Consider the following 15,634-nt stretch of genomic DNA (forward strand, 5'->3'; position numbering starts at 1 on the left):
GGGTGTGGCCGGGCGGGGGCGCGAAGCCCTGCGCGGCGGGCTGGGGTGCGGGGGCCGGGGGCGCAGGGGTGGGGGCGGGCGCGGGCTCCGGAGTGCCGGGAACCCCGAACGCCGGCGGGGCGAAGCCGGGTGCGGTGCCGGTCTGCGGCTGCTGCGGGGCCGGTGCGGGCGCCTCCTCCTCGGCGACCTCGCCACCGAAGTTCTTCAGCAGCGCCTCCAGACCTCCGTCGAAGCCCTGACCGACGGCGGCGAACCGCCAGACGTCCTTCAGGTAGAAGTCGCCGAGCATCACGGCCCGTTCGGTGGAGAACTCCGAGCCGTTGAAGGAGTAGCGCGCCACCTCCTCGCCGCCCGCGACGATACGGATGTAGCCGGAGGCGATCTGCGACATCTGGCCGGCGCCGTCGATCGTCGCTGTGAAGGACAGCTTCTGGATCTGCGACGGGATCCGGTCGAGCGTCACCCGGAAGGACTCGGTGTCGCCCGCCTGCGCGCCCAGGAGCTGAATGGACTCCTCGGGGGACTTCGGCTGGTTGAAGAAGACGAAGTACCGGTCGTCCGAGAGCCGTTCGTCGGCGTCCAGGCCGAAGCAGCTGATGTCGAAGCTCAGTCCGGGGCCGGCGATCTGTACACCTACGTACAGATCCGTACCCGCGGTGAGGTCACTGATCCTGGCCTTGTGGCCGCGTTGGAATTCCCTGGCCATGCGTAACGACCGTCCCCCATCCAGAACGTAAGTGCGTCGCGCCAGGCTAACGGCAAACTCGGACATCCGACGAGGTCGGTACAGAGCCGGTACACAACGCCCACTCAGCCGTATCGGCTGTTCGCTCGCGGAAAGCGGCCGATCACCCCGCGGGGTCGTCGTCCCTGGTGCCGGGCCCATGGGGCAACCGCTCGGCGGCGACCACTCCTTCGAGATATCCCCGGGCCCGTTCCGTGCGCGGATAGGCCTCCAGGAGTTCCCAGAAGCGTGGCCCGTGCCCGGGAACGAGCAGATGCGCGAGCTCGTGAAGGAGGACGTAGTCGACGACGTACTCGGGCATGCCCTGGAGGCGGTGCGAGAGGCGGATGCTGCCCTCGGCGGGCGTGCAGGAACCCCAGCGAGTGTTCTGATTGGTCACCCAGCGCACCGACGCGGGCCGGGCCCGGCCGTCGAAGTACTGGTCCGAAAGACGCCGGGCCCGCTCGGCCAGCTCTGCGTCGCCGAGGGCCCGCTTGCTCTCCTGGGCGGCGAGCTTGTCGAGCATGACGGTCACCCAGCGCTGTTCCTCCGCCTCGGACATCCGGGCGGGGATGAGGACCACGGTGCGATCGCCCTCGCGGTACGCGGAGACCGTTCGGCGTCGGCGGGCGCTCCTGCGTACCTCGATCGCGCTCGCCCTTGAGCCGCTCGGCGGCTGGCTCGTCGTGCTGCGCTGTGCGGTTCCGGCGCGGTGCAGTGGGTCGGCGGGCACGCCCCGACGTTACCCGCTGCACACGGGGAAGTCCCGACTCCGGGACGCTTCGGTGCCGCCGCTGCCACAGGCCGTCGGATTTGTACGATCCGGTCGCCGGGTTCGTATGACACGGGCGCCGGGTTTGTAAGGCTCGGTCGCCGGTCCGGTCGGCAGGACACGGTTGCGGTGTGGCCGGCACGGCCGCAGATCGCAGATCGCAGATCGCAGGTCGCAGGTCGCAGGTCGCCCGGCATGGCACAGCACGGCACGGCACGGCACGGCCACCGGATCACATGAACTGATCGCCGAGTCACACGCACCGTCCGTCGGACAGTACGACTAATTCCCACGCCTGTGGACAACTTTCAGCAGGCCGCGGCCGGGTTGGGCATGCTGGGTCTCGTCGGCGAAGCCATGGCGAGGCCGGTCCGGGACCAGGGGCCGTGCCCGCGCCGGGGGCCGTCGGCGTACGGGGACGATCTACGGCATACGGGGGCCTGGCATGCATCCGATGGTGAAACCCGCGCTCAGGCGCGGCTGGCGCGACCTCAACACCGTGCAGTTCGGGATGACACCGGCGCACGCGATGACGCTCGGCCCGATGGACCTGGCCACGGGCAGCTTCCTCGACCTGCTGAACGGCACCCGAGGGCTGGAGCTGCTCCGCGAGGAGGGACGCCGCATGGACCTGCCCGACGGTCATGTCGACAAGCTGCTGCGGGGGCTGGCCCTGGCCGGCCTGCTGGACGACGCCCGCGGCGGCGGGCCGGCCGCAGACGCGCTGCGGAAGAAGAAGGAGGTCCTCGACCGGCTGCGCCCCGACCTGGCCTCCCTTTCCCTGACGACATCGGCACCCGGCGACGCGATCGGGCAGCTGGCCGCGCGGCGCTCGCAGCACGTGCAGGTGCGAGGCGCGGGCCGGGTGGGTGCCGTGCTGGCCTCGCTCCTGGCCGGAGCCGGTGTGGGCAAGGTGGACGTGATGGACGGCGGCCGTGTGGAGCCGTGGGACGTCGCGCCGGGCGGGCTCCCCCCGGATGCCGTCGGCGACCGCAGGGACGAGTCGGCCCGCCGTGCCGTGCGCCGGGCGGCACCCGACCGGCCGCCGCGCGGCGCGACGGCGCACCCGCCCCCGGGGGACGGCGACCCCGGATTCTCGCTCGTGATCCTCGCCCCGAGGGACGACGTCGCCGTGCACGCGCCCGACCCGGCCGCGGCTGAGCCGCTGATGGCGTCCGGGACACCCCATCTGTACGCCGGTGTCGTGGAGGGCACCGGCGTGGTCGGTCCTCTCGTCCTGCCCGGCGAGACGGGATGCGCGGGATGCCTGCACGAGGACCGCGTCGACCGGGACCCCACCTGGCCGCGTCTGGTCGCCCAGTGGCGCTCGGGCAAGCAGCGGCAGGTGCCGCCCTGCGACCTGTCACTGGCCACGGCCGTGGCCGGACTCGCGGCCGCCCACGCACTCGCTTTCCTCGACGGCCGGGCCCCCTCCAGCTCCGGGGCACGCTGGGAGTGCTCCGTCCCTGCTCTCCACTGGTGTGCGCGGCCGGTCCGGGCACATCCGGCATGCCCGTGCGCTGCGGCGAAGAGAGGAAAAGGGGAGCACCCCTCGGAGGACGCGGAGTCGCACGAGACAATGGCTGTGCAACGGCCGTCGGAGCAGTGCCGTGAGGCAGAGGCGGAGCGGCCGGCTGGGACTTGGAGGGCGCATGTCTGATCTTCCCCGGAAGGCGGTTACCCGGACCGCCAAGCTCGCCGCGCTCCCGCTCGGCATCGCCGGGCGGGCGACCTGGGGATTCGGCAAGCGGATCGTCGGTGAATCCGCCGAGCTCGTCGGCCGCGAACTCCAACAGCGCACGGCCGACCAGCTGTTCAAGGTGCTGGGTGAGCTCAAGGGCGGCGCGATGAAGTTCGGCCAGGCCCTGTCCGTCTTCGAGTCCGCGCTGCCGGAGGAGGTGGCCGGCCCCTACCGGGCCGCGCTGACCAAGCTCCAGGAGGCGGCGCCGCCCATGCCGACCCGGGCCGTGCACGCGGTGCTCGAGGAGCGGCTCGGCGAGGGCTGGCAGGAGCTGTTCCTGGAGTTCGAGGACAAGCCCGCCGCGGCGGCCTCGATCGGCCAGGTCCACCGAGGGGTGTGGCACGACGGCCGCGAGGTGGCCGTCAAGGTGCAGTACCCGGGTGCCGGCGAGGCCCTGCTGTCGGATCTGAATCAGCTGAGCCGCTTCTCCCGCCTGCTCGGCCCGCTGATTCCCGGCATGGACATCAAGCCGCTGATCACGGAGCTGAAGGACCGCGTCTCGGAGGAGCTGGACTACGGCCTGGAAGCCCAGGCCCAGCAGGCCCACGCGGAGGAGTTCACGGACGACCCGGACGTGGTCGTGCCGCAGGTGGTGCACCAGTCCGACCAGGTCCTGGTCACCGAGTGGATGGACGGCGTCCCGCTGTCGGAGATCATCTCGGACGGCACCCAGGAGCAGCGCGACCGTGCCGGTCAGCTTCTGGCCCGCTTCCTGTTCTCCGGGCCCGCCCGCACGGGCCTGCTGCACGCCGACCCCCACCCGGGCAACTTCCGGCTTCTGCCCGGCGGTCCGGAAGGCGAGGACGACTGGCGCCTGGGCGTGCTGGACTTCGGCACGGTCGACCGGCTCCCGGGGGGCCTGCCGGCCACCATCGGCGAGTCCCTGCGGATGACCCTCGACGGCGAGGCCGAGGCGGTCTACGAGCTGCTCTGCGCGGAGGGGTTCGTGAAGGAGACCATAGAGCTGGACCCGGACGCCGTCATGGACTACCTGCTGCCGATCATCGAGCCGGCCAAGGTCGAGGAGTTCACCTTCACCCGGGGCTGGATGCGCAGCCAGGCGGCACGGGTCGCCGACCCGCGTTCCCCGGCCTACCAGCTCGGTAAGCAGCTCAACCTGCCCCCGGCCTACCTGCTGATCCACCGGGTGACGCTGAGCACGATCGGCGTGCTGTGCCAGCTGGGGGCGACGGTGCGGCTGCGCGAGGAGTTGGAGGAGTGGCTGCCGGGGTTCGTCCCGGAGGATCCGGCGGACGGCGAGGAGGCGGTGGCGCAGGCCTGAGTGCCGGCCTCGGGCTTCACCACCGGTCCGGGTCCAGGCGCCCCTCGATGGATCTGAGGTTCTCCCGGGAGCAGGCTTCGCAGTAGTGGCGAGGGGCGCCGTCCTCCAGGGAGTACGTCCAGGACAACGCGCCGCGGGGGCCGGTCCGTTCGGTACGGATCGGCCCCCGCGGTGAGAGGTCGGCGACGGCAGTCCGGTCTCCTGTCCCGGAGAGCCCCGCCTCAGGTGGAGCGGATTACTGCATGACCGCCATGGCGAGCGCCCGGCGGGCACGCAGCGACGCGCGCTCCGCCCTGCGCTGCATCCGGCGGGCGGACGCCAGGCGCACGGCCAGGCGATCCCGCTCCGCCTCTTGCAGTCGCTCGCGCATATGCGCACGAGCCATGGCTTCGGGGATGAGTTGCATCTCTCGGGTCCTGTTCTGACGCGAGTCCTTCGCGCCGCTGGTGGGGAAGTCTTGGGTCGCCGAGCCGGCGGGCTCGTCAGTGGACGGCTTCATCGGGGCCTGCTTCTGGGGGTCGTGCGTGAAGGGACGGTCGATCGTTCCTGCGGTGTTCATGCTGTGACCGGGTTCTTGCGCGGGCGGCCACGCGGCCGCTTCCGGGCGACGACGACACCCTGGACGAACAGCTCGCCACCCCAGACGCCCCAGGGCTCACGCCGCTCCTTGGCACCGGCGAGGCAGGCCTCGACGAGCGGGCAGGTACGGCAGAGGGACTTGGCGTACTCGACGTCCGCGGGCGACTCGGCGAAGAAGACCTCCGGGTCGTAGGAACGGCACGGGACGGGTACGCCGAGGTTCTCGATGGCGTCGTCGAGCGCGGTGAGCGCGGTGAGCGGGGTCAAGGCGGGGTCCTCCGTGGAGCCGGGCTTGGGGATCGTGTCGGAAGGCGGTACGGACGGGGCGTGCGCTTCGAGTTGCACGGTTCGTCTTCCTCGTCAGGTCGTCCGGCCTGTTGGCCGGGGGGTGGTGGTACCGGGTTCTTTTCTTGTCCCGAGGCTCCTTCGGTCCGTCGTCCCTGGTCAGGGACAAACAGAAGGGCCGCGGATCCCGGATGGGGTTCCGCGGCCCTGAAGGCGCCGGCCTGATCGGCGATCAGGCTGGATCACTCCAGGGTTCTGGCCCACGGAAGGCCCACATCTGGTGGTGCTGCGTCGTCTGCTTCCGGAATCCGGCACCGGTCGCCGTAAAGGCATAGGCCTGTGCCTGTGCCGTTACTGCCGCTTCCAGTGCCTTGGTCGGTCGCTCATTGCGCTCACGGACGGGAAGGCCCGCGGGAGCAACGGAGGAGGACGCCGGGAGGACGGCACGAATGCCGGACAGACCGGTGCCCAGGTTCGAAACGCCGAGCATGCACGCGGAGACGGCCGAGCGATCGGTCATTTTCACGATGCTGACGGAGCTGGTGTTGATGCTGATCACTGGACTCGCCTCCTCTCGGCGTCTAAGGGGACTGGGTGAACCAGTCCGACGGATATGCAAGTACACCACGGGGTCAGGGCCTCCGAGAAGGCCGCTGCTCTCGTGCCTAAGAACCTATGGGGATCGCTGGGGCATGCGCAAACTATTTTTTCGACGAGTTCGTGTCAGTCCTCATCCGTGCTCTCCGCGCCTGACTGGCCTGCGCAGATGGCCAGTACGTCGGCCCCGTAGCGGGTGAGCTTGCGCATGCCGACGCCCGGGATGCGGGCGAGCTCGCGTTCGTCGTCGGGGGCGGACTCGGCGATCGCCATCAGCGTCCTGTCCGTGAACACGCAAAAGGCGGGCTGACCACTGCTGCGCGCCTTGTCGGCCCGCCACTCGCGCAGCCGCTCGTACAGGCCCTCGTTCATGTCGGAGGGGCAATCGTCGCAGCGCATCAACTTCATTTCGCCCGGGTCGGTGAGCGTGCGGCCGCAGACGCGGCAGCGGGCGGGAACGCGTGAGGTCCGCCTCGGGGCGGAATCCCTGGTTCCGGACAGTCCGCGCTCGATTCCGCCCGCCCCGCCGGAAGCGGCACGGCCCGTGGTGGCCGTCGAGCCCGGGCGCAGTCCGTCGAGGAAACGGCTGGGACGGCGGCTGGGGCGGCCTCCGGGCGAGCGGGAGAGCGCCCAGGAGACATGGAGGCGTTCGCGTGCGCGGGTGACCCCGACATAGAGGAGCCGGCGCTCCTCCTCGATCTGTTCGTCGGTCTTCGCGTAGGTGATCGGCATCATGCCCTCGGCCACACCCACGAGGAAGACGACGTCCCATTCCAGGCCCTTGGCCGAGTGCAGCGAGGCGAGGGTGACGCCCTGCACGGTGGGGGCGTGCTGGGCGTTCGCCCGTTCGTCGAGTTCGGCGACGAGGTCCGACAGGGTGGCGCCCGGTTTGGCGGCGGCGAAGTCCTGGGCCAGGTTCACCAGGGCGGCCAGGGACTCCCAGCGCTCTCTCACCGCCCCGGAGCCGGCAGGCGGCCGGGACGTCCAGCCCTCTCCCGACAGGACGGCACGCACCTGGGAAGGGAGGTCGACGGCGTCGTCGAGAAGGGAGTCGTTGCCGCCGAAGCGCGCCGCGCCGCGCAGGGCGATGCCCGCCTTGCGCACCTCCGGGCGGTCGAAGAACCGCTCGGCGCCGCGCAGCTGGTAGGGCACCGCGGCGTCGGCGAGGGCCTGCTCGTAGGTCTCGGACTGCGCGTTGGTCCGGAAGAGGATCGCGATTTCGGATGCCGGGACGCCCGAGTCGATGAGCTCCCGGATCCGGCGGGCCGCGCCTTCCGCTTCGGCGGGCTCGTCGGTGTATTCGCAGTAGACCGGCTCGGGCCCCCCGGCGCGCTGGGAGACGAGCTCCAGGCGGTGGTCGGCGGCCCGGCCGCGGGCCTGGGCGAGCAGGCCGTTGGCGAGGTGGACGACCTGGGGGGTGGAGCGGTAGTCGCGGACCAGCTTGACGACGGTGGCACCGGGGTGGCGGGTGCGGAAGTCGAGCAGGTGGTCGGGGGTGGCGCCGGTGAAGGAGTAGATCGTCTGGCTGGCGTCTCCGACCACACACAGGCTGTCCCGGTCGCCCAGCCACAGTTCGAGCAGGCGCTGCTGGAGCGGGCTGACGTCCTGGTACTCGTCGACCACGAAGTGCTGGTACTGGGCGCGGATCTGCTCCGCGATGTCGTGCCGGTCCTGCAGGACGGCCACGGTCAGCAGCAGCACGTCCTCGAAGTCGATGACGGACCGCTCACGCTTGACGTCCTCGTAGGCCGCGTAGAGCTGGGCGATCTCGGCGGGGTCGCGGGGGGACTCACGGCCCGCCTTGGCGGCGGCGGGCGCGTAGTCGGCCGGGACGGTCTGGGTGACCTTGGACCATTCGATCTCGGCGGTGACGTCCCGCAGCTCTCCGCGGTCGAGCCGGATGCGGCAGGCGGCCGCCGCGTCGGCGACGAGCTGTATCTTGCGGTCGACGAGCCGGGGCATGGAGCCACCGACCGCTTTCGGCCAGAAGTACTGGAGCTGGCGCAGGGCGGCCGAGTGGAACGTACGGGCCTGGACGCCGGCGGCGCCGAGCTGGCGCAGCCGGCCGCGCATCTCCCCGGCGGCGCGATTGGTGAAGGTGACGGCGAGGACGCTGGAGGGGTGCAGGATGCCCGCGCGCACTCCGTAGGCGATGCGGTGGGTGATCGCCCGGGTCTTGCCCGTGCCCGCGCCCGCCAGGACGCACACCGGACCGTGCAGGGCCGTGGCCACCTCGCGCTGCTCGGGGTCGAGCCCTTCGAGCACGGCGTCGGCGGAGTCCGGTACCTGTGGGAACAGGGTGGAGTGCGTTGCTGCTGTCACACCGCCATGCTGCCAGGTCGCGCGAGACGGCTGCGCCGGTTGTCCACAGGCAGGCACTGATAGTCGTACGAATGCGGCAGGCGTCACGTCTGCCCGGCCGCGGCCCCGGGAATGGTGGACGTTTCACATACGTTCTGTCACTGCGACCACCCGCCCCGAGCCACCTGAGGAGCACAAGAGACATGCTGGGCACTGTGACGATGTACAGCACCACGTGGTGCGGCTACTGCCGCCGGCTGAAGAGCCAGATGGACCGCGAGGGCATCGCGTACACCGAGATCAACATCGAGCAGGACCCGGAGTCCGCCGCCTTCGTGGAGAAGGCCAATGGCGGAAACCAGACGGTGCCCACGGTCCTGTTCCCGGACGGCTCGACGCTCACGAACCCCTCGCTCGCTCAGGTGAAGCAGAAGATCGGCGCCTAGTCGGTCGTGCGCTTCTGCCCGGAAGGCGGCTCCTGAGGCGGCTCAGGGGCCGCCTTCTCGTGGGCGCTCCCACACCGCGACGTAGCGCCACAACAGCGTGCGGCGGACGGTGCAGCCGGGCAGGAGGCGATGGAGCATCCGCCGGACCTCCGCCCAGGACATGTGCACGTCTTCCATGGGCATGCCGTCGGGGCAGCGCTTGCCGCCGTTCCGGCGGGCGAGGAGCAGGCTCACCGGCACGCCGCAGGCACTGATGATCCAGTCCAGGAGCGTTCGGTTGGCGGCCATGCCGACGATCACGAGGCGCCCGCCGGGCGCGGTGAGCCGGGCCAGGCGGGTGACCGCCTCCTCGAACGGCGCGTGGTGCACCACAGCCACCGCGCTGACGAAGTCGTATCCGCTCTCCGGCAGGTCACCGGCGGTGAGGAAGTCCGCTTCCACGTAGGTGACGTTGCCCGGGCCGCGCGGGTACCGGCGGGCGAGCTCGATCATCTCCGGCGAGCGGTCGACGCCCGTCGTGGACGCCGACCGTGCCGCGAGCTTGCGGGCGAGCAACCCGTCGCCGCAGCCGATGTCCAGGGCCGTGCGGCAGCCGTCCGGTACGGCGGCCAGGATCACCGGATGGTGATGGACATTGTGGTTCCAGTACGGGTCGGGCCCCCGCACGCCCGTCAGACGACGCTCCGCGTCGGGAGTGGCTTGCCGTACCAGAGTTCGATCAGTCGTGCCGCGATCGAGATGCCGTAGGGCGGGAGCACCTCGCCGGACTCGAAGGCGGCGTGCAGTTCCTCCCGGGAGAACCAGCGGGCCTCGTGGATCTCGTCGCCGTCGACCTCGATCTCGGTCGAGGTGGCCCGGGCCATGAACCCCAGCATGAGGCTGGACGGGAAGGGCCAGGGCTGGCTGGCGACGTACTCGACCTGGCCGACGCTGATGCCGACCTCCTCGTGGACCTCGCGGCGCACCGACTGCTCGATGGCCTCGCCGGGCTCGACGAAGCCGGCCAGCGTCGAGAAGCGGCCCTCGGGCCAGTGGACCTGGCGGCCGAGCAGGATGCGGTCGTCCTCGTCGGTGACGGCCATGATCACGGCGGGGTCGGTGCGCGGGTAGTGCTCCGCGCCGCAGGCCTGGCAGCGGCGGATGTGTCCGGCGGCGGCGATGACGGTGCGCTCACCGCAGCGCGAGCAGAAGCGGTGGGTGCGCTGCCAGTTCTCCAGTCCCACCGCGTGCACCATCAGGCCCACGTCGCGGGCCGACAGCAGGGCGCCCGCCTCGCGCAGGCCGGCCGGGCGCGCGGACTGGTCGATCCGTCCGGGCAGGGCGTCCTTCTGGAGGGCGAAGTAGCTGACGCCGTCCTCGTCGATACCGAGGAAGTAGCGGTGCGCCTCGGTCAGGGGAGCTTCGAAGGAGGGGGTCATGACGAGTTCGGTGCGCCCGTCCGCCGTCTCGTCGATGAGGACCTGCCCGCCGGAGACCACGAAGCAGCGCGTCGTGGGGTGGCTCCACGCCGCCGCTAGCCAGGCCTCGTCGAGCCGGTGGTGGGCGGCCCGGTCGATGCCGCTCGGGGCGGTGAGCGAGATGGGGCGGTCGGCGTTGTGGTCGGTCCAGGTGGTCACGGGTGCTTCCAACTCCCCGGTGGAACGGTCGGGTTCGGCGGGCGGTTCAGCGGGACTACGGCGGGGGGCGACCTGGTCCGGCGGGCTCGGGCGGTGCGGGGCGGTGCTTCCAGTGTGCCCCGCGCGCGTGGCCGGCCCGGACGGAACGGGACGCTCAGGGCTCATGGCGCCAGTTCTCGGCGAGGTCACCCCACAGGTACGCGGTGGTCTCGACGCCTTTGAGGAGCAGGTCGAGTTCTACTTTCTCGTTCGGGGCGTGCCAGCCGTCCGAGGGGACGGAGATGCCCAGGAACAGCACGGGGGCGCCGAGGACGTCCTGGAGGTCGGCGGCCGGGCCGGAGCCACCCTCGCGTGTGAAGCGAACGGGCTGCTCGAAGGCACGGCCCATGGCGCGGGTGACCGACTGGAGGGCGGGGTGGTCCAGCGGCGTCAGGCAGGGGCGCGTGGCGCCGCTGAAGGTGATGTCGCAGCGGAGCCCGGGCGGCACCTGCTGCTCGGCCCAGGCGCGGACGGCCTTCTCCACGTGGCCGGGGTCCTGGCCCGCCACCAGGCGGAAGGAGAGCTTCACCATGGCCGAGGCGGGGATGATCGTCTTGCTGCCGTGGCCCTGATAGCCGCCGCCGATGCCGTTGACCTCCGCGGTGGGCCGGGCCCAGATCCGCTCCAGGGTGGTGTAGCCGTCTTCCCCCCGGGCGGCCGTCGACTTGGCCGTGCGCAACCACTGCTGCTCGTCGAAGGGCAGTTGCGCGAAGAGTTCGCGTTCGCGGTCGGTGAGTTCCGCCACGCCGTCGTAGAAACCGGGGATCGCCACGCGCGCGTGCTCGTCGTGCAGGGCGCCGACCAGGCGGGCCACGGCCGTCGCGGGGTTGGGCACCGCGCCGCCGAAGGAACCGGAGTGGATGTCCTGGTCGGGGCCGTACAGGCGTATCTCGCACTCGGCGAGGCCACGCATGCCGGTGCACACCGTGGGGGTGTCCTCGGACCACATGCCGGTGTCGGAGACGATCACGGCGTCGGCGGCGAGCCGCTCGGCGTGCTGCTCGACCAGGTCCCGGAAGTGCGGGGACCCGGACTCCTCCTCGCCCTCGATCAGCAGCTTCAGGTGCACTGCCGGGGTGGTGCGGCCGGTGGCGGCGAGGTGGGCGCGGACACCCAGGGTGTGGAAGAACACCTGGCCCTTGTCGTCGGCCGCCCCGCGCGCGTGGAGGCGGTTGCCGCGCACGACCGGATCGAAGGGCTCGCTGTCCCAGCCGTCCTCCCGGGCGGCGGGCTGCACGTCGTGGTGGCCGTAGACCAGCACCGTGGGCGCCTGGGGATCGTCACAGGGCCACTCGGCGAAGACCGCGGGGGCGCCCGGGGTCGGCCAGACCTCGGCTGCCGGGAAGCCGGTCTCCTTCAGCTTGGCGGCGAGCCAGTCGGCGCTGCGTCGTACGTCGGGTGCGTGGTCCGGCTGGGCGGACACCGACGGGATGCGCAGCCACTCGGCGAGGTCGTCGAGGAAGGCGGCGCGGTGCTGCTGGATGTACGTACGGACGACGCTGTCCGGGGTCTGGCTCATGGTCACGAGCCTATCGGCCCGCACTGACGTCCTCGGAGTGCGGTTCCTCACCGGCCGCCGCCCCCGTCCGCGCGCTCGTCCGGGCTTCCGTCTCCTCGTCGGCCGGGTCCTCCAGCAGCAGCCGCTCCAGGGCCGCGCGGTCCGGCAGCTCCGGGCGCACGACCTCTCCGCTGCGCACGTACAGGAACGCGGCCGTGACCGACTCCGGCGGCACGCCCCGCTGCTCGGCCCAGGCCAGGCGGTAGACGGCGAGCTGGAGCGGGTCGGCGGTCCGGGTACGGCTGGTCTTCCAGTCGACGATCTCGTACGTCGCCTCGTCCTCCGTGCCCTGCTTGTAGACGGCGTCGATGCGGCCCCGGACGATCCGGCCGGCGATCTCGAGCTGGACGGGAGCCTCCACCCGGTAGGGCGTGCGGTGCGCGTACGGTGTGCGCTCGAAGGCGTCCTTGAGGGCCTCCAGGTCCTGTTCGTCGGCGATCTCGGCCTCGCTGCCGGGCAGTTCCTCCGGTTCCAGCATGGGCAGCGTGAGCGCTTCGAAGCGGGCTTCGACCCAGGCGTGGAAGCGGGTGCCTCGGCGTGCCGCGGGCCGGGGCGGGCGGGGCATGGGGCGGGCCAGCTCCTGGGCCAGGCCGTCCGGGTCGGCGGCCAGGAGCAGCAGCTGGGAGGCGGAGAGCGAGGCGGGCAGGGGGACGTCGGTGACGCTGTCACGGGCGCGCAGGAGTTCGCCGGTGAGGGCGTCGAGGTCGCGGTCCCAGGAGGCGATGGTGCGGGCTTCCTCCGGGGTGAGGTGGGGGTGTTCCGGTCGGCGGGGGTCCGGGGGCTCGGGGGCCCCCGGGTAGGGGTGGACCGCCTGGCGCTCCGGTGGCCCGGCCTGGTGGGGGACGGTGGGGCGGACTGCGGCCCGGGCGTCACCGGCCGCCGGGTCTTTCCCGGAGGCGCTTTCGTAAGGGGCCTCTTCGGCGGAACGCTCACCTGCGACGGGCCCCTCACCGAAGGGGTCATCGCCGAACGGGTCCTCAGTGAAGGGATCCTCCGTAAAGGGGTCCTCCGTAAAGGGGTCCTCGTCGAACGGGTCCGGTTCCTCGTGCGGAGGCCCTTCGTGGGGAGGCGCGTCGTCCTCCGGGGGCGGTGGCCACTCCGGATCGGCGAGGTCGTCCGGGTCGTGCGTGACCGTGGGATGCCCGTCCACACGGGAGGCGAGGTCCTCCAGGTGGGCGAGGACGGTCTCGGCGGCCGCGCGGCGGCGGGCCAGGGCCGTCTCGTCCAGGGGCAGGGGCCAGGCCTGGTCAGCCGTCGCCTGGTGCAGCGCGGGGTTCTCCTCGTCCTCGGCGGGTTCGTCGGCCCAGGCCTCGATCTCGCCGTACCCGGCCTCGCAGTGCTCGTAGAGGGCCTGGAGGAAGGCGGACGGTCCGCGGCGCTTCTTCTGGGTCGGGCCCCACCAGTGGCCGGAGCCCAGGAGGAGGGAGCGGGGCCGGGTGAAGGTGACGTAGCCGAGGCGGAGTTCCTCGGTGTGCTGGTGGTCCTTCATGGCCTCGTGGAAGGCCTTCAGGCCCTTGGCGTCCCAGGACGGCACGTCGGGCAGGGTTTCGGCGTCGCCGCGCAGCCCGTGCGGCAGGACCCTGCCCTGGGAGGTCCACTTCTCGCGGCCCTGGCTGCTGGGGAAGGTGCCGGTGACCAGGCCGGGGACGACCACGACGTCCCACTCCAGGCCCTTGGACTTGTGGGCGGTGAGCACCTTCACGGTGTTGTCGCCGCCCGGGAGGGCGTTGTCGAGCCCCTTCTCGTACTGGGCGGCGGTGCGCAGGAAGCCGAGGAAGGCGAGCAGCGTGGCCTCGTTGTCGCCGGCGGCGAAGGAGGCGGCGACGTCCAGGAAGTTGGACAGGGTCTCGCGGCGGCGGGCGGCCAGGGCGTGCGGGGACGCCGACAGCTCCACCTCCAGGCCGGTGACGGCGAGGACGCGGTGCAGGACGTCCATCAGCGGGTCGGCCAGGGAGCGGCGCAGCTCGCGCAGTTCGGTGGCGAGCCGGGCGAAGCGCACGCGCGCGTCGGGCGAGAACGGCAGTCCGTCGTCGTCCCCGCGGCCGTCCAGCGGAGTCTCGAGGAATGTGTCGAGGGCGTCCGCGAGGGAGATCACCTCGGACGGGTCGACCCCTTCGACGGCCTCGGCGAGGCGTCGGTCCTGGTCGTCGTCGTCCGCCACGCGCGCGTGGGCCACGAGGAGCCGGGCACGCCGGCCCAGGAGGGCGAGGTCGCGCGGGCCGATGCGCCAGCGGGGGCCGGTGAGCAGGCGTACCAGGGAGGCGTTGGCTCCGGGGTCCTGGAGGACCTCGCAGACGGCGACGAGGTCGGCGATCTCGGGCAGGTGCAGCAGCCCCGACAGGCCGACGACCTCGACCGGGATGTCCCGGGCGACCAGGGCGCCCTGGATCTCGGCGAAGTCGGTCGCCGTGCGGCACAGCACGGCGATCTCGCCGGGTGCCGTCCCGGTCCGGACGAGGTGGGCGACGGAGTCGGCGGCCCAGTCGATCTCCTCGGAGTGGGTGCGCAGCAGGGCGCAGCGGACCGTGCCGTCGCGTTCGGCGCCGGGGGCGGGGCGGAGGGCCTCCACGCCCGCGTGCATTGCGCGCAGGGGTTCCGCGAGGCCGTTGGCGAGGTCGAGGAGGCGGCCGCCGCTGCGGCGGTTCTCGCTGAGCGCCTGGCGGGTCGCGGGGCGGCCGTTGGCGTGGGCGAAGTGCTCGGGGAAGTCGTCGAGATTGGCGACGGAGGCGCCGCGCCAGCCGTAGATCGCCTGGCAGGGGTCGCCGACCGCGGTGACCGGGTGGCCGGTGCCCTCGCCGAAGAGGCCTGCCAGGAGGACGCGTTGGGCGACCGAGGTGTCCTGGTACTCGTCGAGCAGGACCACCCGGAACTCGTCGCGCAGGAGGCGGCCGACCTCGGGGACCCCGGCGAGCCGGGCCGACAGGGCGATCTGGTCACCGAAGTCGAGCAGGTCCCGCTCGCGTTTGGCGGCCCGGTAGCGGGTGACCAGCTCGGCGAGTTCGCGCCGGGCGGCGGCCGCCTCGGGGACCTTGCGCAGGTCGGCGTTGCTGAGCTTGGCGCCCCGCAGGGTCAGCAGGAGTTCGGCGTCGTACGCGCGCAGGGCCTCCGGGCGTACGAGGTGCTCGGCGAGTTCGGCGTCGAGGGCGAGGAGGTCGCCCACCAGGTCGGGAAAGGAGCGGGTCAGGGCCGGGTAGGGCCCGGGGGCCTCGCGCAGGACACGCGCGGCAAGCTGGAAACGGGTGGCGTCGGCCAGGAGCCGTGACGTGGGCTCCAGACCGATGCGCAGGCCGTGGTCGGTCAGCAGCCGGCCCGCGAAGGAGTGGTACGTGGAGATCACCGGCTCGCCCGGCGGGTTGTCCGGGTCGATGGCGTCCGGGTCGGTCACGCCGGCCTTCACCAGCGCCTTGCGGACGCGCTCGGCGAGTTCGGCGGCGGCCTTGTTGGTGAAGGTGAGGCCGAGCACCTGTTCGGGGGCGACCTGGCCGGTGCCGACCAGCCACACCACGCGTGCCGCCATCACCGTCGTCTTGCCCGAGCCGGCTCCGGCCACGATCACCTGCGGGGCGGGCGGCGCGGTGATGCAGGCCGTCTGCTCCGGGGTGAACGGGATACCGAGGAGCTCTTTGAGCTGTTCGGGATCGGTGATACGGGCGGGCACATCGAAAGGCTAGCGGCGGCCACTGACAGCGTCGGC

At 72.0% G+C, this 15,634-nt stretch carries 13 protein-coding genes; 3 read left to right on the forward strand and 10 right to left on the reverse strand.

The genetic code is table 11. The features are described 5' to 3' along the window. Nucleotides 1–706 (reverse strand): TerD family protein (locus ADK65_RS19710; protein WP_199825667.1); only part of this gene is annotated, 706 nt, incomplete at its 3' end. A gap of 142 nt (nucleotides 707–848) precedes the next feature. Then, complete coding sequence (locus ADK65_RS19715) at nucleotides 849–1,457, reverse strand: M48 family metallopeptidase (protein WP_053671632.1); 609 nt, start codon at nucleotides 1,455–1,457, stop codon at nucleotides 849–851. 484 nt (nucleotides 1,458–1,941) lie between these two features. Here ADK65_RS19715 and ADK65_RS19720 point away from each other — a divergent pair, with 484 nt between their 5' ends. Together ADK65_RS19720 and ADK65_RS19725 are read left to right on the forward strand one after the other, a co-directional pair. Beyond that, nucleotides 1,942–3,156: a ThiF family adenylyltransferase gene (locus tag ADK65_RS19720; RefSeq protein WP_053671633.1), complete on the forward strand. Its 1,215-nt coding sequence runs from the start codon at nucleotides 1,942–1,944 to the stop codon at nucleotides 3,154–3,156. Continuing rightward, the gene (locus ADK65_RS19725; protein WP_053671634.1) at nucleotides 3,149–4,519 is read left to right on the forward strand and encodes an ABC1 kinase family protein; all 1,371 of its coding nucleotides are present in this window, start codon (nucleotides 3,149–3,151) and stop codon (nucleotides 4,517–4,519) included. Before ADK65_RS19720 ends, ADK65_RS19725 begins: the two co-directional genes overlap by 8 nt. Before the next feature lie 235 nt (nucleotides 4,520–4,754). Here ADK65_RS19725 and ADK65_RS19730 read toward each other — a convergent pair whose 3' ends face one another. The 4 genes from ADK65_RS19730 to ADK65_RS19740 all read right to left on the reverse strand — a co-directional run bounded on the left by ADK65_RS19730 (nucleotide 4,755) and on the right by ADK65_RS19740 (nucleotide 8,302). Next, nucleotides 4,755–5,078, reverse strand: coding sequence for a hypothetical protein (locus ADK65_RS19730; protein WP_053671635.1), 324 nt, complete (start codon nucleotides 5,076–5,078; stop codon nucleotides 4,755–4,757). Further along, nucleotides 5,075–5,443, reverse strand: coding sequence for a WhiB family transcriptional regulator (locus tag ADK65_RS19735; RefSeq protein WP_033313877.1), 369 nt, complete (start codon nucleotides 5,441–5,443; stop codon nucleotides 5,075–5,077). Before ADK65_RS19735 ends, ADK65_RS19730 begins: the two co-directional genes overlap by 4 nt. A gap of 172 nt (nucleotides 5,444–5,615) precedes the next feature. Then, nucleotides 5,616–5,942 (reverse strand): hypothetical protein, encoded by a 327-nt coding sequence (locus ADK65_RS37260; protein ID WP_078956057.1) that lies wholly within the window; start codon nucleotides 5,940–5,942, stop codon nucleotides 5,616–5,618. Nucleotides 5,943–6,106: 164 nt separating this feature from the next. Next, nucleotides 6,107–8,302 (reverse strand): ATP-dependent DNA helicase UvrD2, encoded by a 2,196-nt coding sequence (locus ADK65_RS19740; RefSeq protein WP_199825668.1) that lies wholly within the window; start codon nucleotides 8,300–8,302, stop codon nucleotides 6,107–6,109. 182 nt (nucleotides 8,303–8,484) lie between these two features. Between ADK65_RS19740 and ADK65_RS19745 the strand changes: the two genes are divergently transcribed. Then, nucleotides 8,485–8,727 (forward strand): mycoredoxin, encoded by a 243-nt coding sequence (locus ADK65_RS19745; protein WP_003992805.1) that lies wholly within the window; start codon nucleotides 8,485–8,487, stop codon nucleotides 8,725–8,727. A 42-nt stretch (nucleotides 8,728–8,769) separates the two neighbouring features. On the opposite strand, the gene ADK65_RS19750 is transcribed toward ADK65_RS19745, so the two are convergent. From ADK65_RS19750 to ADK65_RS19765, 4 genes are all read right to left on the reverse strand, one after another. Continuing rightward, nucleotides 8,770–9,393 (reverse strand): class I SAM-dependent methyltransferase, encoded by a 624-nt coding sequence (locus ADK65_RS19750; RefSeq protein WP_053671637.1) that lies wholly within the window; start codon nucleotides 9,391–9,393, stop codon nucleotides 8,770–8,772. A 5-nt stretch (nucleotides 9,394–9,398) separates the two neighbouring features. After that, nucleotides 9,399–10,343 carry an NAD(+) diphosphatase gene (gene nudC / locus ADK65_RS19755; protein ID WP_053671638.1) on the reverse strand — a complete coding sequence of 315 codons (945 nt, stop codon included), beginning with the start codon at nucleotides 10,341–10,343 and terminating at the stop codon, nucleotides 9,399–9,401. A 154-nt stretch (nucleotides 10,344–10,497) separates the two neighbouring features. Next, nucleotides 10,498–11,901, reverse strand: coding sequence for a dipeptidase (locus ADK65_RS19760; RefSeq protein ID WP_053671639.1), 1,404 nt, complete (start codon nucleotides 11,899–11,901; stop codon nucleotides 10,498–10,500). Between the two features lie 10 nt (nucleotides 11,902–11,911). Continuing rightward, nucleotides 11,912–15,598 (reverse strand): ATP-dependent DNA helicase, encoded by a 3,687-nt coding sequence (locus tag ADK65_RS19765; protein ID WP_053671640.1) that lies wholly within the window; start codon nucleotides 15,596–15,598, stop codon nucleotides 11,912–11,914. Nucleotides 15,599–15,634: the final 36 nt, after the last annotated feature.

The organism is Streptomyces sp. NRRL B-1140 (genome assembly GCF_001280065.1).
Lineage (GTDB): Bacteria > Actinomycetota > Actinomycetes > Streptomycetales > Streptomycetaceae > Streptomyces.